Origin of the sequence: Phocaeicola plebeius, from assembly GCF_003437535.1 — a bacterium.
In the GTDB taxonomy this organism is placed as follows: Bacteria; Bacteroidota; Bacteroidia; order Bacteroidales; family Bacteroidaceae; genus Phocaeicola; species Phocaeicola plebeius_A.
In genome coordinates, this window is record NZ_QSQT01000052.1 from 1 (window position 1) to 15,318 (window position 15,318).

At 46.0% G+C, this 15,318-nt stretch carries 12 protein-coding genes and 1 pseudogene; 10 read left to right on the forward strand and 3 right to left on the reverse strand.

What is annotated here, in order from left to right; all coding sequences use genetic code 11:
* The first annotated feature begins 561 nt into the window (after positions 1-561).
* Genes DXD04_RS16105 through DXD04_RS16115 form a run of 3 tightly spaced genes read left to right on the forward strand, consistent with a single transcriptional unit; the run spans position 562 to position 1,875 of the window.
* The gene (locus DXD04_RS16105; protein ID WP_117674150.1) at positions 562-771 is read left to right on the forward strand and encodes a helix-turn-helix domain-containing protein; all 210 of its coding nucleotides are present in this window, start codon (positions 562-564) and stop codon (positions 769-771) included.
* Position 772: 1 nt separating this feature from the next.
* Complete coding sequence (locus DXD04_RS16110) at positions 773-1,303, forward strand: hypothetical protein (protein ID WP_117674151.1); 531 nt, start codon at positions 773-775, stop codon at positions 1,301-1,303.
* An 8-nt stretch (positions 1,304-1,311) separates the two neighbouring features.
* Entirely contained in the window at positions 1,312-1,875 is a 564-nt protein-coding gene (locus DXD04_RS16115; protein ID WP_117674152.1) for a hypothetical protein, read from the forward strand.
* Here the strand turns inward: DXD04_RS16115 and DXD04_RS16120 are convergent.
* The 3 genes from DXD04_RS16120 to DXD04_RS16130 are packed head-to-tail and all read right to left on the reverse strand — an operon-like array spanning position 1,872 to position 4,524.
* Positions 1,872-2,753 (reverse strand): DNA-methyltransferase, encoded by an 882-nt coding sequence (locus DXD04_RS16120; protein WP_117674153.1) that lies wholly within the window; start codon positions 2,751-2,753, stop codon positions 1,872-1,874. The two genes, DXD04_RS16115 and DXD04_RS16120, sit on opposite strands and share 4 nt — an antisense overlap.
* Positions 2,754-3,611 (reverse strand): type II restriction endonuclease, encoded by an 858-nt coding sequence (locus DXD04_RS16125; RefSeq protein ID WP_229035458.1) that lies wholly within the window; start codon positions 3,609-3,611, stop codon positions 2,754-2,756.
* 1 nt (position 3,612) lies between these two features.
* Positions 3,613-4,524, reverse strand: a complete 912-nt coding sequence (locus tag DXD04_RS16130; protein ID WP_117674155.1) for a DNA adenine methylase — start codon at positions 4,522-4,524, stop codon at positions 3,613-3,615.
* Between the two features lie 118 nt (positions 4,525-4,642).
* Between DXD04_RS16130 and DXD04_RS16135 the strand changes: the two are divergent.
* The 7 genes and pseudogenes from DXD04_RS16135 to DXD04_RS16165 all read left to right on the forward strand — a co-directional run.
* Positions 4,643-4,999 (forward strand): annotated as a pseudogene (locus DXD04_RS16135) (NERD domain-containing protein); the annotation flags it as partial.
* A gap of 118 nt (positions 5,000-5,117) precedes the next feature.
* Positions 5,118-9,938 (forward strand): RecQ family ATP-dependent DNA helicase, encoded by a 4,821-nt coding sequence (locus DXD04_RS16140; RefSeq protein WP_117674157.1) that lies wholly within the window; start codon positions 5,118-5,120, stop codon positions 9,936-9,938.
* Positions 9,939-9,985: 47 nt separating this feature from the next.
* Entirely contained in the window at positions 9,986-11,302 is a 1,317-nt protein-coding gene (locus DXD04_RS16145) for a DEAD/DEAH box helicase (protein ID WP_117674158.1), read from the forward strand.
* 251 nt (positions 11,303-11,553) lie between these two features.
* Positions 11,554-12,624: a 3-phosphoserine/phosphohydroxythreonine transaminase gene (gene serC, locus DXD04_RS16150; protein ID WP_007563976.1), complete on the forward strand. Its 1,071-nt coding sequence runs from the start codon at positions 11,554-11,556 to the stop codon at positions 12,622-12,624.
* A 74-nt stretch (positions 12,625-12,698) separates the two neighbouring features.
* Positions 12,699-13,622, forward strand: coding sequence for an NAD(P)-dependent oxidoreductase (locus DXD04_RS16155; protein WP_007563978.1), 924 nt, complete (start codon positions 12,699-12,701; stop codon positions 13,620-13,622).
* A 19-nt stretch (positions 13,623-13,641) separates the two neighbouring features.
* A complete protein-coding gene (locus tag DXD04_RS16160; protein WP_007563980.1) occupies positions 13,642-13,848 on the forward strand; it encodes a hypothetical protein in 207 nt (68 codons plus the stop codon).
* Positions 13,835-15,082: a DUF1015 domain-containing protein gene (locus tag DXD04_RS16165; protein WP_117674159.1), complete on the forward strand. Its 1,248-nt coding sequence runs from the start codon at positions 13,835-13,837 to the stop codon at positions 15,080-15,082. The genes DXD04_RS16160 and DXD04_RS16165 overlap by 14 nt, the downstream gene beginning before the upstream one ends.
* The last annotated feature ends 236 nt before the right edge of the window (positions 15,083-15,318 follow it).

Here is a 15,318-nt window from a genome sequence, read left to right on the forward strand (position 1 = left end):
TACGCATGTTACTAAATAAATTGTGTCAACTTATTTAGTACACTACAGTTTGAGAGGAAACGTACTTGCGTTTGGCGGTCTCAGGGATTTTGACGGTGGTTTGGGGAGAGTTGGGAGGCGTGGAGGAGGTGAGTTTTTCTAGTTGTGGAGGTTGGATGAAATGTATTGTGGTGTCTTTTTGGTTTTGCTTTTGTGCGTTTTGCGGGTGTGCTGATGGTGGATTGTTTTGTTTGCTTTCTTTTTGAGTTTGTAAAGGGAATTTGAATTGCTTTTGGAATTTGGATAAGTGCTTCTGCTTGCAGATTTTGGACGGATGGGCTACGGAGCGAGAAAAGAAAGAGGTTGGGGAGAGGAAGTGGGGAGAGTGACATTTTGGTAGAATTGGTTGAGTATAAATCCATTTGGGCATAGGTCTGTAAAACAGCCCTATTTTAAACTCTAAGATTAGGAAGTATAATTATTTTACACAAAGCAATGCTAATTATAGTATGTTGATAACTTTAATTAGCATCTGTACATTTGTAAACAATAAATAGGACATAAATTAAAAACGAAGGAGTAATGAATAAAGAGCCTATTCTACTTTTATTTGGACATAATGTACAAAAATATCGAAAAGAATTAGGGCTATCTCAAGAAAGACTTGCGGAACTAGCTGGTGTACATCGCACTTATATAGGAATGGTTGAGCGTGCTGAAAAGAACATCACACTCTGTAACATTGAAAAGATTGCTAAAGCACTTAACGTTGAAATTAAAGATTTGTTTTAATATGATTACTATTCATACTGTTACAATTATTGAGAAAATTCGTGCAGACTATCGTCGCACTTTGACAGAGTTGTTTTTAAGCGAAGCACCTGGTGCGGCAGGTATCCCCACTAAGTATGAATACAATGTGGAGACGGACAATGCTGGTAATATAATTTATTTGAAAAGGCCTACAAACCTTAACAAAGGGTTTGACTTTGAAGTACGTGTTTCAAATATGAGATTTAAGCATATAAATAAAAATGGACGTATCTCATATAGTAATAGACCTTCTCACGATAACATCATTGATGATTTAGCTGAGAAAAAAGCGGAAGACTCGTCTCAGTTTACATTGCTACTTACTGTGATAGATGCTATTTTTAACTGTGTCGAGATTGACCCTCAGATATATTGTAAGTTTTCTTTCCGGAGCGGTTATCCGGTTGACATGATTTGTAAATGTATCAAATGGCTCTTTATAGAACAAGATATAACCTACTGGAATTGGAGTGGTCGAAATATGCTATACAATGGAATAAAAAATGTTTAATACAGCTTATGTATAATCCTAAATATATCGTTAATGGCCAAATGTGGCAGTATCGCGGTCCAAAAGGGCCGGCAATACATACATTCTTTACGGCCGATGGGACTGCCATTGGCATGTTTCAGGGTTCAAGAGGTGTTCGCCCTGATTTGGATTTTAAAGTAAAAATACTATTGCCAAATCCTGAATCAGTGCCATATTTACTTCCGCATGATGAATGGGTTGTGGATTTACTAATCAAGGCTCAACACTATAAAGGAGAAATTATAGGTCTTCTTAATTTTTATCTCCATTTTTATGAGAATTGTCATCCCTTTAATTCAGTTGAAGAGAGAGCTGCATATGCACCTACCACTATAAGGCACATTGAAGAACTATACAGCAATGTGAAGGTAGATGGAACGATGTCCATCGGGGGAATTGCTTTGATACTAGAATTGTTCTGCTTGTGTGAAAAACAAAACCCCGATGCTCATCAATTTTGCCTTACGCTTTTATGGACAAAGGAATGCATTGAAGGAACAAGGGATCTAAGGAACCTCTTGAATATAGTAATCCGTCATCGTGAGTATTAGAACGGAAGATCCAGACCATAATATTCTTCAGGTTCACAAAAAACATTGGCATCTTTATTACGGAATAGATTGGCCTGTTTTTCCAGTTTTATCAGAATTTCATTCCTCCTGTTAATGCTATTCAGTTCGTTACGACGAGCTTTACTTAGTTCCAGAAATTCTTCGTTTTGATCTATTCCAAGGAATCGGCGTCCCAATAGATTTGCGGCAATACCGGTTGTACTACTGCCTGTGAATGGATCTAAAATCCATGCGCCAGGAAGGGTTGAGGCCTGAATAATTCGTGACAGAACGCACAACGGTTTTTGAGTAGGATGTTTACCGCAAGATTTTTCCCATCGTGCAATTGCCGGTAATCGCCAAACATCACGCATCTGAGTACCCCCATTGATTTTTTTCATGAGCTCATAGTTAAAATAGTGGGGTACTTTGGGCTCTTTACGAGCCCAAAGAATATATTCGGCAGCATAAGTGAAATATTTGCAAGACAGATTTGGCGGTGGATTTGTTTTCTCCCAAGTAATGCAGTTTAATATTTTGAATCCCAATTCAGTCAAGCATCGTGCCACGGAAAAAATATTATGATATGTACCACTTATCCAGATTGTTCCATTGCTTTTCAGCTTATTCCGACAAGTTGCTATCCAAGACTTATCAAATAGATAATCTTCTTCATATCCGTTGGACTTATCCCAATCTCCTTTGTTGACAGATACCATTTTCCCATTTTGAACACTTATTCCTCCATTTGACAAATGATATGGTGGATCTGCAAAAATCATATCGAACTTGAAATCAAACGAATTCAGAAGCTCAATACAATCTCCCTTAAGAAGAGTAAAATCTCTATTTTCAGACTTATAATAAGCAATAGGCATTTAAATAAGTACTTTTGATATTATTCCACTTTCAAGATCTGCAATGTTGTATAAATGCTCCAAAACATCAAATGTTTCTTTCAGATTATTTTTTGCACTGCGCCAGCCACACCCATCTGTGAACCAAACAAATTTAAAATAGTCTAAATCTTTTGTTTCTAGCGTAATCGTTTTATAACTACGGGCCGTTTCGTTTAGCTTGGAACCACTGCTGGTATAAAAGTTTGTTTCTATTCCATAAACTATGTCTTTACCTTTTACAACAAAATCAAATCTCTTTTCGGACCCACCATTATTTGAGATAGAAGATAAATCTATATTCCATTTGCTTTCTATTTCATGGATATACATCTCCTTAAAATACGATTTACCTTTCGCAAGCCCTGCTTTGCAAAGAAAACCTTCTACAAGATTTTCCATCAAATGACCTCCTCGATTCTTACGACCATTGGAATCCAGACCTGTTTCGATGCCTGTTACATAATCAACAAGATTGTTGACTATATGATTTTCCATTAAATCAAAAAGACCTGTTTTACGCATAAATTTGACATATTCCTCGTTTGTACAATTAGGCTTATCAAAATGAAAATCAATCTGACCTTCTTCATCCATTGCCATAATATCAAATTCGCGCTTGGCCAAAAGAATAGGAATGCAATTTAATGTTTCTGGGTATTGTGTCAAAATCTTTTTAAAATCTTCTTCAATATTCTTCGAACCAATAAGAGAGTTTAGAATATTGAGCGGAATTTTGATGGCATCTACATTATTAAATACCTTATTGAAATCAGTATAATATTTGTAATCGGCTATTGAAGGTCTAAAACTAGCAAGCCAACTGTCGAAATCTCTCATACTAGTAAACATTGGCAACATTTGAAATCATTATCTCGGAAATAGTACCTCTACCACTACCCTTTGAATTTATCATTCTCGCAGCAGAGACCCGTTTAATTGAAAACCTCTTGTAAAGATGATCAAAGAAATAATCTTCATTATCTACATTTTGTGGATCTGAATTACTTGCCACAAACAAGGATTTATGTTTAGCTATCTGTTCACAAAAATTGCACAATCGCATCTGTTCAGCATCATCAAAACCGTTTTTTGCATACGAGGTAAATGCGGAAGTCTCTGTTAAAGGACGATATGGAGGATCAAAATAATACAAAACATTATCGCCTGCATATTTGCCTGTTTGTGCAAAATCACCACAAAGAACTTCAACTCGTTGTAAAATAGCTGAATCCGCTCTTAATGTTTCTTCATCACAAATTTTAGGATTTGTGTATTTCCCGTATGGAACATTAAACTTTCCTTTAGAATTTACACGATATAGTCCATTAAAACAAGTACGATTGAGGAAAATCAATAATGCGGCTGTTTTAACATCCGAATTGTTTTTCTCATTAAAACGATTACGTTGAAATAAAAAATAATTCTTTCTTTCCACATTATCAAGTGCAAGATACTCTGTCTGAATTCGTGTTAATTCAAGAATTAAATTTTCAACATCTGATTTTATTACACGATATGTACAAATTAGCTCTTCGTTTATGTCATTGATTATAGCTTTCGTTATGTTAGGATATTCTTGCAGAATCCAGAATAAAACAGCTCCTCCACCTACAAATGGTTCAATATAAGTCACATCATTCCTTTGTGATAAATCACTAGGTAAAAACTTTTTTATATCGTCAAGGAGTTGTGTTTTACCTCCAACCCACTTAACAAATGGTTTTGCCGGATATGTATATAATTTTTTCATATGCTTCAAAATATTACGGCAAAATTTGTCTCCCGTAATATTTTACAAAAATACGAATAACAGCTTATCTGGACAACAAAATAGAATATAAGACTAAGATTTTTTTAATCTTGCCTGCTACAACTGCGGAAGCTACTCTCAAATAGACCTTGTGGGGGCTACTCTGCAGGGACTGGGGGTGATAGAAGTAAAGGACTATAGCGGCTGGCAGTTTGGTACGTTTGTGGGCTATGCCAACAATATCATGCGGGTATTGAAAACTATCAAAGGATTCGGTGAGGCGGAATATACGGATAAAAAGGAGGTGGCCCGTGTACTTCGTGAAGCTGTGCGTAATGGGGAGAATCCGGCCATTGTTGTGGCGAGCCATGTGGCAGACGTACAAAGCCGGAACTGGGATTGCCCTCGACCGGTGATAAGCTGGTTTCCTCGCTTCTTTAGAATCTTCCGCTGGAGAAGATGGATAAGATTTTAGTTTTTCTTTTCACTGTTCTTTTTATAGATTTCCAGCCATCCCCTGAATATTCTTCTCCATTTCCTCCCATTCTTGCCGGATTTCATTATTTTTGTGATTATTTTGAGAAACACAATCTATGGCAATCTGGGATATATTCACAAGAAATAAAACCTCGCGTTATGCCATTGTAGACGTAGAGGTAGGCTTGAAGGACCATAAAATTCATGATATAGGGGCTTTTCGGCAGGACGGTGCCACCTTTCATAAGGCATCGAAGGAAGAGCTGTTCGAATTTCTGCACGATACGGATTACCTTTGCGGACATAATATCATTCACCACGATGCGAAATACCTGTTCCCCGACAAGGATTGTCGCTGGACGCTGGTGGATACGCTGTACGTATCACCGTTGCTGTTTCCGGAACGTCCTTATCACCGACTGGTGAAAGACGACAAACTGGCTGCAGACCAGATGAACAATCCGGTGAACGATTGTGAGAAGGCGCGCGATTTGTTGCTGGATGAGATTACCCGGTGGAATTCATTGCCCGATGAGCAACGAAAGGTGTTTGCTTCGTTGCTGAAGGGGAAGGAAGAGTTCGACGGGTTTCTCAGCCTGGTGAAAGCCGAACGGGTGAGCTGGGGATTACCCGGTCTGATACGCCGGTTTTATGAGGGAAAGATATGTGCTCATGCCGATGTGGAGATGCTGATTGAGCGTTATCCGTGTGAGCTGGCTTATGCGCTGGCATTGGTTGATACGACTGACCATCGTTCCGTGACGCCCGGATGGGTGCTTCGCAATTATCCTGAAGTGGAATATGTGATGAAACTGTTGCGGCGTACACGTTGCGCGGAAGGCTGTGCCTATTGCAATAGCCAGCTGGATGTATTGCGTAACCTGAAAGCTTTCTTTGGCTATGACCAGTTCCGTACCTACGGGGGTGAACCGCTTCAGGAACGGGCAGCCCGGGCGGCGGTAGAGGGAAAGTCTTTGCTGGCTATCTTTCCTACAGGAGGAGGAAAGTCGCTGACTTTCCAGCTTCCGGCACTTATGGAGGCACGGGCGGTGCATGGACTTACGGTGGTTATTTCGCCGTTGCAGTCACTCATGAAAGACCAGGTGGACAATCTGGCTGACAAGGGAATTACGGATGCCGTGACCATCAACGGACTGCTGGATCCTATTACGAGGGCGCTTTCCATTCAGAGGGTGCAGGAGGGAGATGCTTCCCTGTTGTATATCGCCCCGGAGATGTTGCGCTCGAAAACCATCGAGCGGATTCTGATGGTGCGCCACGTGGTGCGATTCGTTATCGATGAGGCGCATTGTTTGTCTTCCTGGGGGCAGGACTTCCGGGTGGATTATCTGTATATCGGCAAGTTTATTCAGGAGTACCAGCAGAAGAAGGGATGCCGTAACTCGATACCGGTATCCTGTTTCACGGCGACGGCCAAACAGAAGGTGGTACAGGATATTTGTGATTATTTCAAGCGGACGTTGAACCTGGATTTGGAGTTGTTTGCCTCTACGGCTTCGCGAACGAATCTGCACTATTCGGTGGTGCATGCCGAGACGGACGAGGATAAGTATACCAAGTTGAGGGAGCTGGTGGCAGAGTCCAGCTGTCCGACCATTGTGTACGTGTCGCGTACACGGCGTACCAAGGAACTGGCTGCAAAATTGACGCGCGACGGCTATAAGGCGTTGCCTTTCAACGGAAAGATGGATGCCGACGAGAAGATTGCCAACCAGGATGCGTTCATGAGCGACCAGGTGCGCATCATCGTGGCGACGTCGGCTTTCGGAATGGGAGTGGACAAGAAGGATGTGGGACTGGTGGTGCATTACGATATTTCCGATTCGCTGGAGAACTATGTGCAGGAAGCCGGCAGGGCCGGGCGTGACCCGCATCTTAACGCACGCTGTTACGTGCTTTACAGTGACAATGACCTGGATAAGCATTTTATTCTGTTGAATCAGACGAAGTTGAGTATCAGTGAAATCCAGCAGGTGTGGAAGGCGGTGAAGGATATGACGAGGAAACGCATGAGGGTGTGCTGTTCGGCACTGGAGATTGCCCGGAATGCGGGATGGGATGACTCGGTGGCGGATATTGAGACACGTGTGCGGACGGCTCTGGCGGCATTGGAGCAGAGCGGTTATCTGGAGCGAGGAAACAATGTGCCGCATGTGTATGCCACCGGTATCACGGTAAAGAACATGGACGAGGCACGGAAGCGTATCACGGCATCGGTGTTGTTTGGTATTGACGAGATAGAGAAGGCGGTGAGAATCATTACGTCCTTGATTTCGCAGAAGTACATTGCCAAGGCACAGGACTCGGGGGCAGAATCGCGGATTGATTACCTGGCCGATATTCTGGGACTGACCAAGAAGGAAGTGGTGTCGGTGGTAGAGCGGATGCGGCAGGAGGGTATATTGGCCGACAGCAGGGATATTTCGGCCTATTTGCAGGATGCGGGCGACTCGGAACGGAAGTCGCGGATGCTGCTGGAGCGTTTTGCGAAACTGGAACAGTATATTCTCAACCATATCCCGGATGAGTCGCTGCGGATTTCATGCAAGCAGCTGAACGACAATGCGGTGCACGACGGAGTTGTCACGTCGAAGGAAAAGGACATCCGCACGTTGTTGTATTTTCTTACCATAAAAGGGTATACGCACAAGAAGGAGGACGCTGCACGTAACATGGAGCTTACTCGCCGGGCAGACCTGGAGACTACTATCAAACGGTTTGAGAAACGGCTGGAGATCAGTCGTTTTGCCGTGGAGTGGCTGTATAAGCTGGTGGAGGAGCGAGAGGGTAAGGAAACCGCAACGGAAAAGGCGGCCGTGCAGTTCTCGGTGGTGGAACTCTTGAATCAGTTGAAAGCGAGTCCTCAGTCTCTTTTTGGCAGAATGGAAGATTTGCAGCTGGAAGATGTGGAAGAAGCACTTCTGTATCTGTCGAAGATTGGGGCTCTCAAGCTGGAAGGTGGTTTCCTGGTGCTTTACAATGCGATGGACATCAAGCGGATAAAGGATAATAAGTCGCGCTACAAACAGGAGGATTACCGGATGCTGAACGAGTTCTACAAGCAGAAGATTCAGCAGGTGCACATCGTGGGAGAATATGCCAACCTGATGGTGAAGGATTATCAGGAGGCTTTGCAGTATGTGCAGGATTATTTCCAGATGGATTACAGGAAATTTATTGCCAAATACTTCAAGGGTGAGCGGGTGAACGAGATTCAGCGTAACCTCACGCCGGAAAAGTACAAGCAGTTGTTCGGGCAGTTGTCTCATCGGCAGATGGAGATTATTTCGGACAAGGAGTCGCGCTGCATTGTGGTGGCGGCTGGTCCGGGCAGCGGAAAAACCCGTGTGCTGGTACACAAGCTGGCCTCACTGCTGTTGCTGGAGGATGTGAAGCACGAGCAGTTGCTGATGCTGACTTTCTCCCGGGCGGCTGCCACGGAATTCAAGCAGCGGCTGATGGAACTGATTGGCAATGCGGCGCACTACGTGGAAATCAAGACTTTTCATGCCTATTGTTTTGACTTGTTGGGCTTGATTGGTAACCTGGAGGAAGTAAAGAACGTGGTGGGGAAGGCTGCGGAGATGATTGAACAGGGGGAAGTGGAGCCCAACCGGATTGGCAAGACGGTGCTGGTGATTGATGAGGCGCAGGACATGGGCGTGGAAGAGCATGCGCTGGTAAGGGCGTTGATGCACCACAATGAGGAGATGCGGGTGATAGCTGTGGGCGACGATGACCAGAATATTTATGAGTTCCGTGGCTCGGATTCCGGTTACATGTGGCAACTGACACAGGAGGCTGGAAGCCGCTTTGTGGAGATGACGGAGAATTACCGGAGTGCACGTCATGTGGTGGCAGCGGCCAATGATTTTGTGAAAGGTATTGGCGGAAGGCTGAAAAGCATGCCGATTGTATCGATGCGCAAGGAAGACGGATGGGTAGGGGTGACTCGCCATCAGTCTGCCTGCATGTATCAGCCGCTGGTGGAGGAACTGCTACGGAATAGAGGAGAGGGTACCGCATGTGTGCTTACCCAGACCAATGAAGAGGCGGTCATTCTGGTGGCGCTGTTGCGGAAGCGTGGTGTGCGCAGCAAGCTGATTCAGTCGATGGAGGGCTTGCTGTTCTGGAATATGGCCGAGATGAGGTATTTCCTGAAGTATATAGGCAAGCAGGTGAGTACGCCTTTGATTCCGGATGAACTCTGGGAGAAGGCGAAGGGTGCTACGTTTGCGGCTTATGAAGGGAGTTTGGGCTTGCCTTACGTGAGGCGTTGCGTGGAATTATTTGAGGAAATCAACCGGATGAAGTATTTCACGGATTTCAAGGAGTTTGTGTTCGAATCTTCGATGGAAGATTTTTGTGATGTGTCGGGGGCTGATGTGGTGGTATCAACCATTCACAAGGCAAAGGGCCGCGAGTTTGACGACGTGTATATGCTTGTTTCGGACGGGTTCCCAAAAGATGTGCATCAGATGCGCCGATATTATGTGGGCATTACCCGTGCTAAGAAACGGTTGTTTGTGCATACAAACGGAGATTGCTTTGCGAATCTGAAAGCAGACCAGTATCTGGTAGATTCGCGGGAGTATGCAATGCCCGGTGAGATTGTGTTGCAGCTTTCGCACAAGGATGTGTTCTTGGGATTCTTCAAGGAACTCAAACGGGAGGTGCTATCGTTGAAAGGGGGTGATACGTTGTTCTATAAAGACTACACATTGTATAATCAGGCGCAAAAGCCGGTGGCCCGCTTGTCGCAGAATATGCAGAAGAAGTTGGCCGAGTGGAGGGAGCGTGGCTATGAGGTGAAGTCGGCTTCCGTGCGCTTCGTGGTGGCGTGGAAACCGAAGGATGCGCCGAAAGAGGAAGCGGAAACGGCGGTGTTGCTGCCCGATCTGGTGTTGTGCTTGTGATTTATTTTCGTTACCTTTGCTAACTAACCCACAAAAAACCAAGAATTATGGACATACAAACGATACTATTAAACCTGAAGATTGACCAGTTGAACGCCATGCAGGAGGCTTCCATCGATGCGTGGAAGGAGGGCAGCGATTTGATACTGCTTTCGCCCACGGGTTCCGGAAAGACGCTGGCCTACCTGCTGCCGCTGGTGAGCTCACTGAAAAAGGGAGTGGAAGGCGTGCAGGCTGTGGTACTGGTACCTTCGCGCGAGCTGGCTTTGCAGATTGAGCAGGTGTTCAAGGCCATGGCGACCGGCTTTCCGGTGATGAGCTGTTACGGTGGACGTCCGGCCATGGAGGAACACCGCACTATGAGGGGCATTTCACCGGCGGTGATTATCGGTACGCCGGGACGTATGAACGACCACCTGAACAAGCAGAATTTTGAGGCGGGCACCGTGCGTACGCTGGTCATCGATGAGTTCGACAAGTGTCTGGAGTTCGGCTTTCAGGATGAGATGGCCGAGGTCATCGGGAAATTGCCGGCATTGCGTCGCCGCTTCCTGTTGTCGGCTACCGATGCGGAGGAGATTCCGCGCTTTACGGGCATGAACCGCACGCTGAAACTGGATTTCCTGAATCCGGAAGAAACGGTGTCACAGCGCTTGTCGGTATATCGGGTCACTTCGCCGGTGAAGGACAAGTTGGAAACGCTCTACAAGCTGCTGTGTACGCTAGGTAATGAGTCGACGCTGGTGTTCTGCAACCATCGCGAGAGTGTGGACCGGGTAGGGAAGTACCTGCACTCCATGAAGGTGTATTGCGAGACGTTCCACGGCGGAATGGAGCAGGATGACCGTGAACGGGCGCTGTATAAGTTCCGTAACGGAAGCTGCCACATCTTTATCTCGACCGAACTGGCAGCCCGCGGACTGGATATTCCGGACATCCGCCACGTGGTGCATTATCACTTGCCGGTGGCCGAGGACGGGTTCATTCACCGCAACGGACGTACGGCGCGCTGGGAGGCCGAGGGTAATGCGTTTCTGATTCTGCACGACGAGGAACGTATCCCCGACTATGTGCCCCGTCCGCTGGAAGAGTTTGAACTGCCGGAGCCGACGCCGCAGCCTGCCTTGCCGGAGTTTGTTACCTTATATATAGGAAAGGGCAAGAAAGACAAGATCAACAAGATTGACATCGTGGGCTTTTTGTCGAAGAAAGGCGGACTAGGCCGGGACGATGTGGGACGTGTAGACGTGAAAGACCACTATGCGTTTGCGGCAATTTCTCGGAAAAAGGCAAAACAAACGTTAAAACTCATGCAAAATGAAAAGATAAAGGGGGTAAAAACTTTGATAGAACTGGCAAAATAATAACTTTGTGTCATGACAGCCTTCCGGCGGTGAAGGCTGTCTCGCATTTTGCTATGACTCGTGAGCATCCCCATGCCATAGCTAACTATTCTCGTGTCAATATGTCACTAAAATAGCGTTTGTGTATGTAATTTGAAAGATAAAATTCAATAAGGATGTAAAATTATCACGAAAACTTTTGGAAGTCTAAAAATAATCACTAAATTCGCAAGTGTTAGCTAAAATGATTGTTTAACCAAAACAAACTTCCAATGAAGAAACATAATTTTAATGCGGGACCGTCTATTTTGCCTCGCGAAGTGATAGAAAAGACAGCTCAGGCTATTCTTGATTATAATGGTTCAGGACTTTCGTTGATGGAAATCAGTCACCGCGCTAAAGACTTCCAGCCGGTGGTAGATGAAGCAGTGGCCTTGTTCAAGGAATTGCTGAACATTCCGGAAGGATACTCGGTATTGTTCCTAGGTGGAGGTGCAAGCATGGAGTTCTGTATGGTTCCCTATAATTTCCTGGAAAAGAAGGCGGCTTACCTGAATACGGGTACTTGGGCCAAGAAAGCGCTGAAAGAAGCGAAAGCATTCGGCGAAACAGTAGAGGTGGCTTCTTCTGAAAAAGAAGGCTACACTTATATCCCGAAAGATTATGAAGTGCCGGCCGACGTGGATTATTTCCATATCACGACTAATAATACCATCTACGGTACGGAATTGCATGCCGACCTGGATGTCAATGTGCCGATGGTGGCCGATATGTCTTCGGACATTTTCTCTCGTCCGGTAGACGTTTCCAAATATATCTGTATTTACGGAGGTGCACAGAAGAACCTGGCTCCTGCAGGTGTGACTTTCGTTATCGTGAAGAACGATGCGCTGGGTAAGGTTTCCCGTCACATCCCGACCATGCTGAATTATCAGACACACGTGGACAAGGGTTCTATGTTCAATACTCCGCCGGTAGTGCCTATTTATGCGGCTCTTCAGACTTTGCGCTGGATCAAGGCACAGGGTGGCGTGGAAGAAATGCAGCGCCGTGCCAAACAGCGTGCCGACATGCTGTATGCGGAAATTGACCGCAACAAGCTGTTCCGTGGCACCGTAACGGCCAAGGAAGACCGTTCGTACATGAACATCTGCTTCGTGATGGCCGATGAATACAAGGACCTGGAAGCAGACTTCCTGAAGTTTGCTACCGAAAAAGGTATGGTGGGCATCAAGGGTCACCGTTCTGTGGGTGGTTTCCGTGCTTCTTGCTACAATGCCATGCCGGTAGAAAGTGTGCAGGCACTGATTGACTGCATGCAGGAATTTGAGAAAATGCATTAATTGTTGTTATACCCGAAGATAAGGGCGTGGAATTTCGATAACACGTCCTTGTTTTCTTTTTAAAATCAAGTATTATGAAAGTATTGGTTGCGACAGAGAAACCGTTTGCTAAAGTAGCTATCGACGGTATTCGGAAAGAGATAGAAGCAGCGGGCTATGAACTGGCTTTGCTGGAGAAATATACAGAAAAACAGCAGTTGCTCGATGCAGTGAAGGATGCGAATGCAGTGATTATCCGAAGTGACATCATTGACAAGGAAGTGCTGGATGCGGCAAAGGAACTGAAAATCGTGGTACGTGCCGGTGCGGGATATGACAATGTGGACCTGGAGGCAGCTACGGCTCACGGAGTTTGCGTGATGAATACGCCGGGACAGAACTCGAATGCGGTGGCCGAACTGGCTTTCGGTATGATGATCATGGCGGTTCGTAATTTCTACGACGGCAAATCGGGTACGGAACTGATGGGCAAGAAGCTGGGTATCCATGCATACGGTAACGTAGGGCGCAATGTGGCTCGTATCGCAAAGGGCATCGGTATGGACATTTATGCCTACGATGCGTATTGCCCGAAGGAAGCCATGGTGGCCGACGGCGTGAAACCGGTGGATTCTGCAGAAGAACTGTATGCTACCTGCAACGTGGTGTCATTGCACATTCCGGCTACTGCCGAAACCAAGAACTCCATTGATTATGATTTGGTGAACCGTATGCCGAAAAACGGTTTGCTGGTGAATACTGCCCGTAAGGAGGTGATTAACGAAGCAGATTTGCTTCGCCTGATGAATGACCGTCCGGACTTGAAGTATGTGACCGACATCATGCCGGCTCATCACGATGAGTTTGCCGATCATTTCCCAGGACGTTATTTCTCTACTCCGAAGAAGATGGGTGCACAGACGGCTGAGGCAAATATCAATGCCGGCATCGCAGCGGCCCGTCAGATTGTGGGCTTCCTGAAAGATGGTTGTGAGAAATTCCGTGTAAACAAGAAATAACTCTTTAATTTGCGCATAAATGAAACTGACTGTATACGAACGGCATTCGCTGATTCCGTTGGGGCTCGGATCTTCCTTGCTGCTGGTGAATTCTTTGTGCAGGTCGTTTCTGGATGATTTCTGGAAAGGGTTTCTGTGCGGCATGGCACTGATGTGTTTCATTTATGCGCTGTGTACGTTAGTGTTATTTTTCAAACGAAATTTCAAGCATTATGGCAATAGTTAAACCTTTCAAGGGTGTTCGTCCGCCGCAGGACTTGGTGGAGCAGGTGGCTTCCCGCCCTTACGACGTGTTAAACTCGGCTGAGGCCCGCGAAGAGGCGAAAGGCAACGAGAAATCTTTGTATCACATCATCAAGCCGGAGATTGACTTTCCGGAGGGAACGGATGAGCACGACCCGCGTGTGTACGACAAGGCGGTAGCGAATTTCCGGATGTTCCAGGAAAAGGGCTGGCTGGTGCAGGACGACAAACCGTGTTACTATATTTATGCCCAGACCATGAACGGCAAGACGCAGTATGGACTGGTGGTAGGAGCTTACGTGCCTGACTATATGAACGGGGTGATAAAGAAGCATGAGCTGACGCGCCGTGACAAGGAGGAGGACCGTATGAAGCATGTACGGGTGAACAATGCGAACATCGAACCGGTGTTCTTTGCTTATCCGGAAAACAAGACGCTGGATGCCGTAGTGGCGAAATATACGGCTCAGAAGCCGGTGTACGACTTTGTAGCACCGGATGACGGCTTCGGCCATCAGTTCTGGGTGATTGACGACGACAAGGACATTGAGGCAGTGACAGAGGCGTTCAAGGAAATGCCTTCGCTTTACATTGCCGACGGTCATCACCGTAGTGCGGCAGCGGCACTGGTGGGTGCTGAAAAGGCGGCTCAGAATCCGAACCATCGGGGCGACGAGGAATACAACTACTTCATGGCAGTCTGTTTCCCGGCCGATCAGCTTACTATCATCGACTACAACCGTGTGGTGAAGGATTTGAACGGACTGACTTCGCAGGCGTTCCTGGAAGCGCTGAAGAAGAACTTCGTAGTGGAAGAAAAGGGTGCGGACATCTACAAGCCGGCAGCCTTGCACAACTTCTCGCTTTACCTGGAGGGCAAATGGTATAGTCTGACGGCCAAGCCGGGCACTTACGACGATAACGACCCGATTGGGGTGTTGGATGTCACGATTTCTTCCAACCTGATTCTGGATGAGATTCTCGGCATCAAGGACTTGCGTTCAGACAAACGTATCGACTTCGTGGGCGGTATCCGCGGACTGGGTGAACTGAAAAAACGGGTGGACAGCGGCGAAATGAAGATGGCGCTGGCGCTCTATCCGGTTTCCATGAAGCAGCTGATGGACATTGCCGATACGGGCAACATCATGCCGCCGAAAACCACGTGGTTTGAACCGAAACTGCGTTCGGGGCTGGTGATTCACAAACTGGAATAAGATTTTTCTTCTGAACGATACAGGGCCTTCTCAAAGTTACATTTGGGAGGGCCTTTTTTGTGTGGATATACTTGCGGAACGGATATGAGGGAAAACTATCTGAAAAGAAAACGCACTTGCGTTTAATGTAAAACGTAAGTGCGTTTTGTCTAAAACTCTTTGGCGTTTGGTTCGAAACGTAAGTGCGTTTGAAGTGTACTGAAAATAGTTGTCAGTTTGAAGATTAATTCCTGACA

Bases quoted from the DNA above. Each gene is read 5' to 3' on its own strand.
- DXD04_RS16140 (WP_117674157.1), top strand. From the start codon at position 5,118: ATGGCAATCTGGGATATATTCACAAGAAATAAAACCTCGCGTTATGCC.
- serC (WP_007563976.1), top strand. From the start codon at position 11,554: ATGAAGAAACATAATTTTAATGCGGGACCGTCTATTTTGCCTCGCGAA.
- DXD04_RS16155 (WP_007563978.1), top strand. From the start codon at position 12,699: ATGAAAGTATTGGTTGCGACAGAGAAACCGTTTGCTAAAGTAGCTATC.
- DXD04_RS16125 (WP_229035458.1), bottom strand. From the start codon at position 3,611: ATGAGAGATTTCGACAGTTGGCTTGCTAGTTTTAGACCTTCAATAGCC.
- DXD04_RS16115 (WP_117674152.1), top strand. From the start codon at position 1,312: ATGTATAATCCTAAATATATCGTTAATGGCCAAATGTGGCAGTATCGC.
- DXD04_RS16160 (WP_007563980.1), top strand. From the start codon at position 13,642: ATGAAACTGACTGTATACGAACGGCATTCGCTGATTCCGTTGGGGCTC.
- DXD04_RS16145 (WP_117674158.1), top strand. From the start codon at position 9,986: ATGGACATACAAACGATACTATTAAACCTGAAGATTGACCAGTTGAAC.
- DXD04_RS16165 (WP_117674159.1), top strand. From the start codon at position 13,835: ATGGCAATAGTTAAACCTTTCAAGGGTGTTCGTCCGCCGCAGGACTTG.
- DXD04_RS16105 (WP_117674150.1), top strand. From the start codon at position 562: ATGAATAAAGAGCCTATTCTACTTTTATTTGGACATAATGTACAAAAA.
- DXD04_RS16130 (WP_117674155.1), bottom strand. From the start codon at position 4,524: ATGAAAAAATTATATACATATCCGGCAAAACCATTTGTTAAGTGGGTT.
- DXD04_RS16120 (WP_117674153.1), bottom strand. From the start codon at position 2,753: ATGCCTATTGCTTATTATAAGTCTGAAAATAGAGATTTTACTCTTCTT.
- DXD04_RS16110 (WP_117674151.1), top strand. From the start codon at position 773: ATGATTACTATTCATACTGTTACAATTATTGAGAAAATTCGTGCAGAC.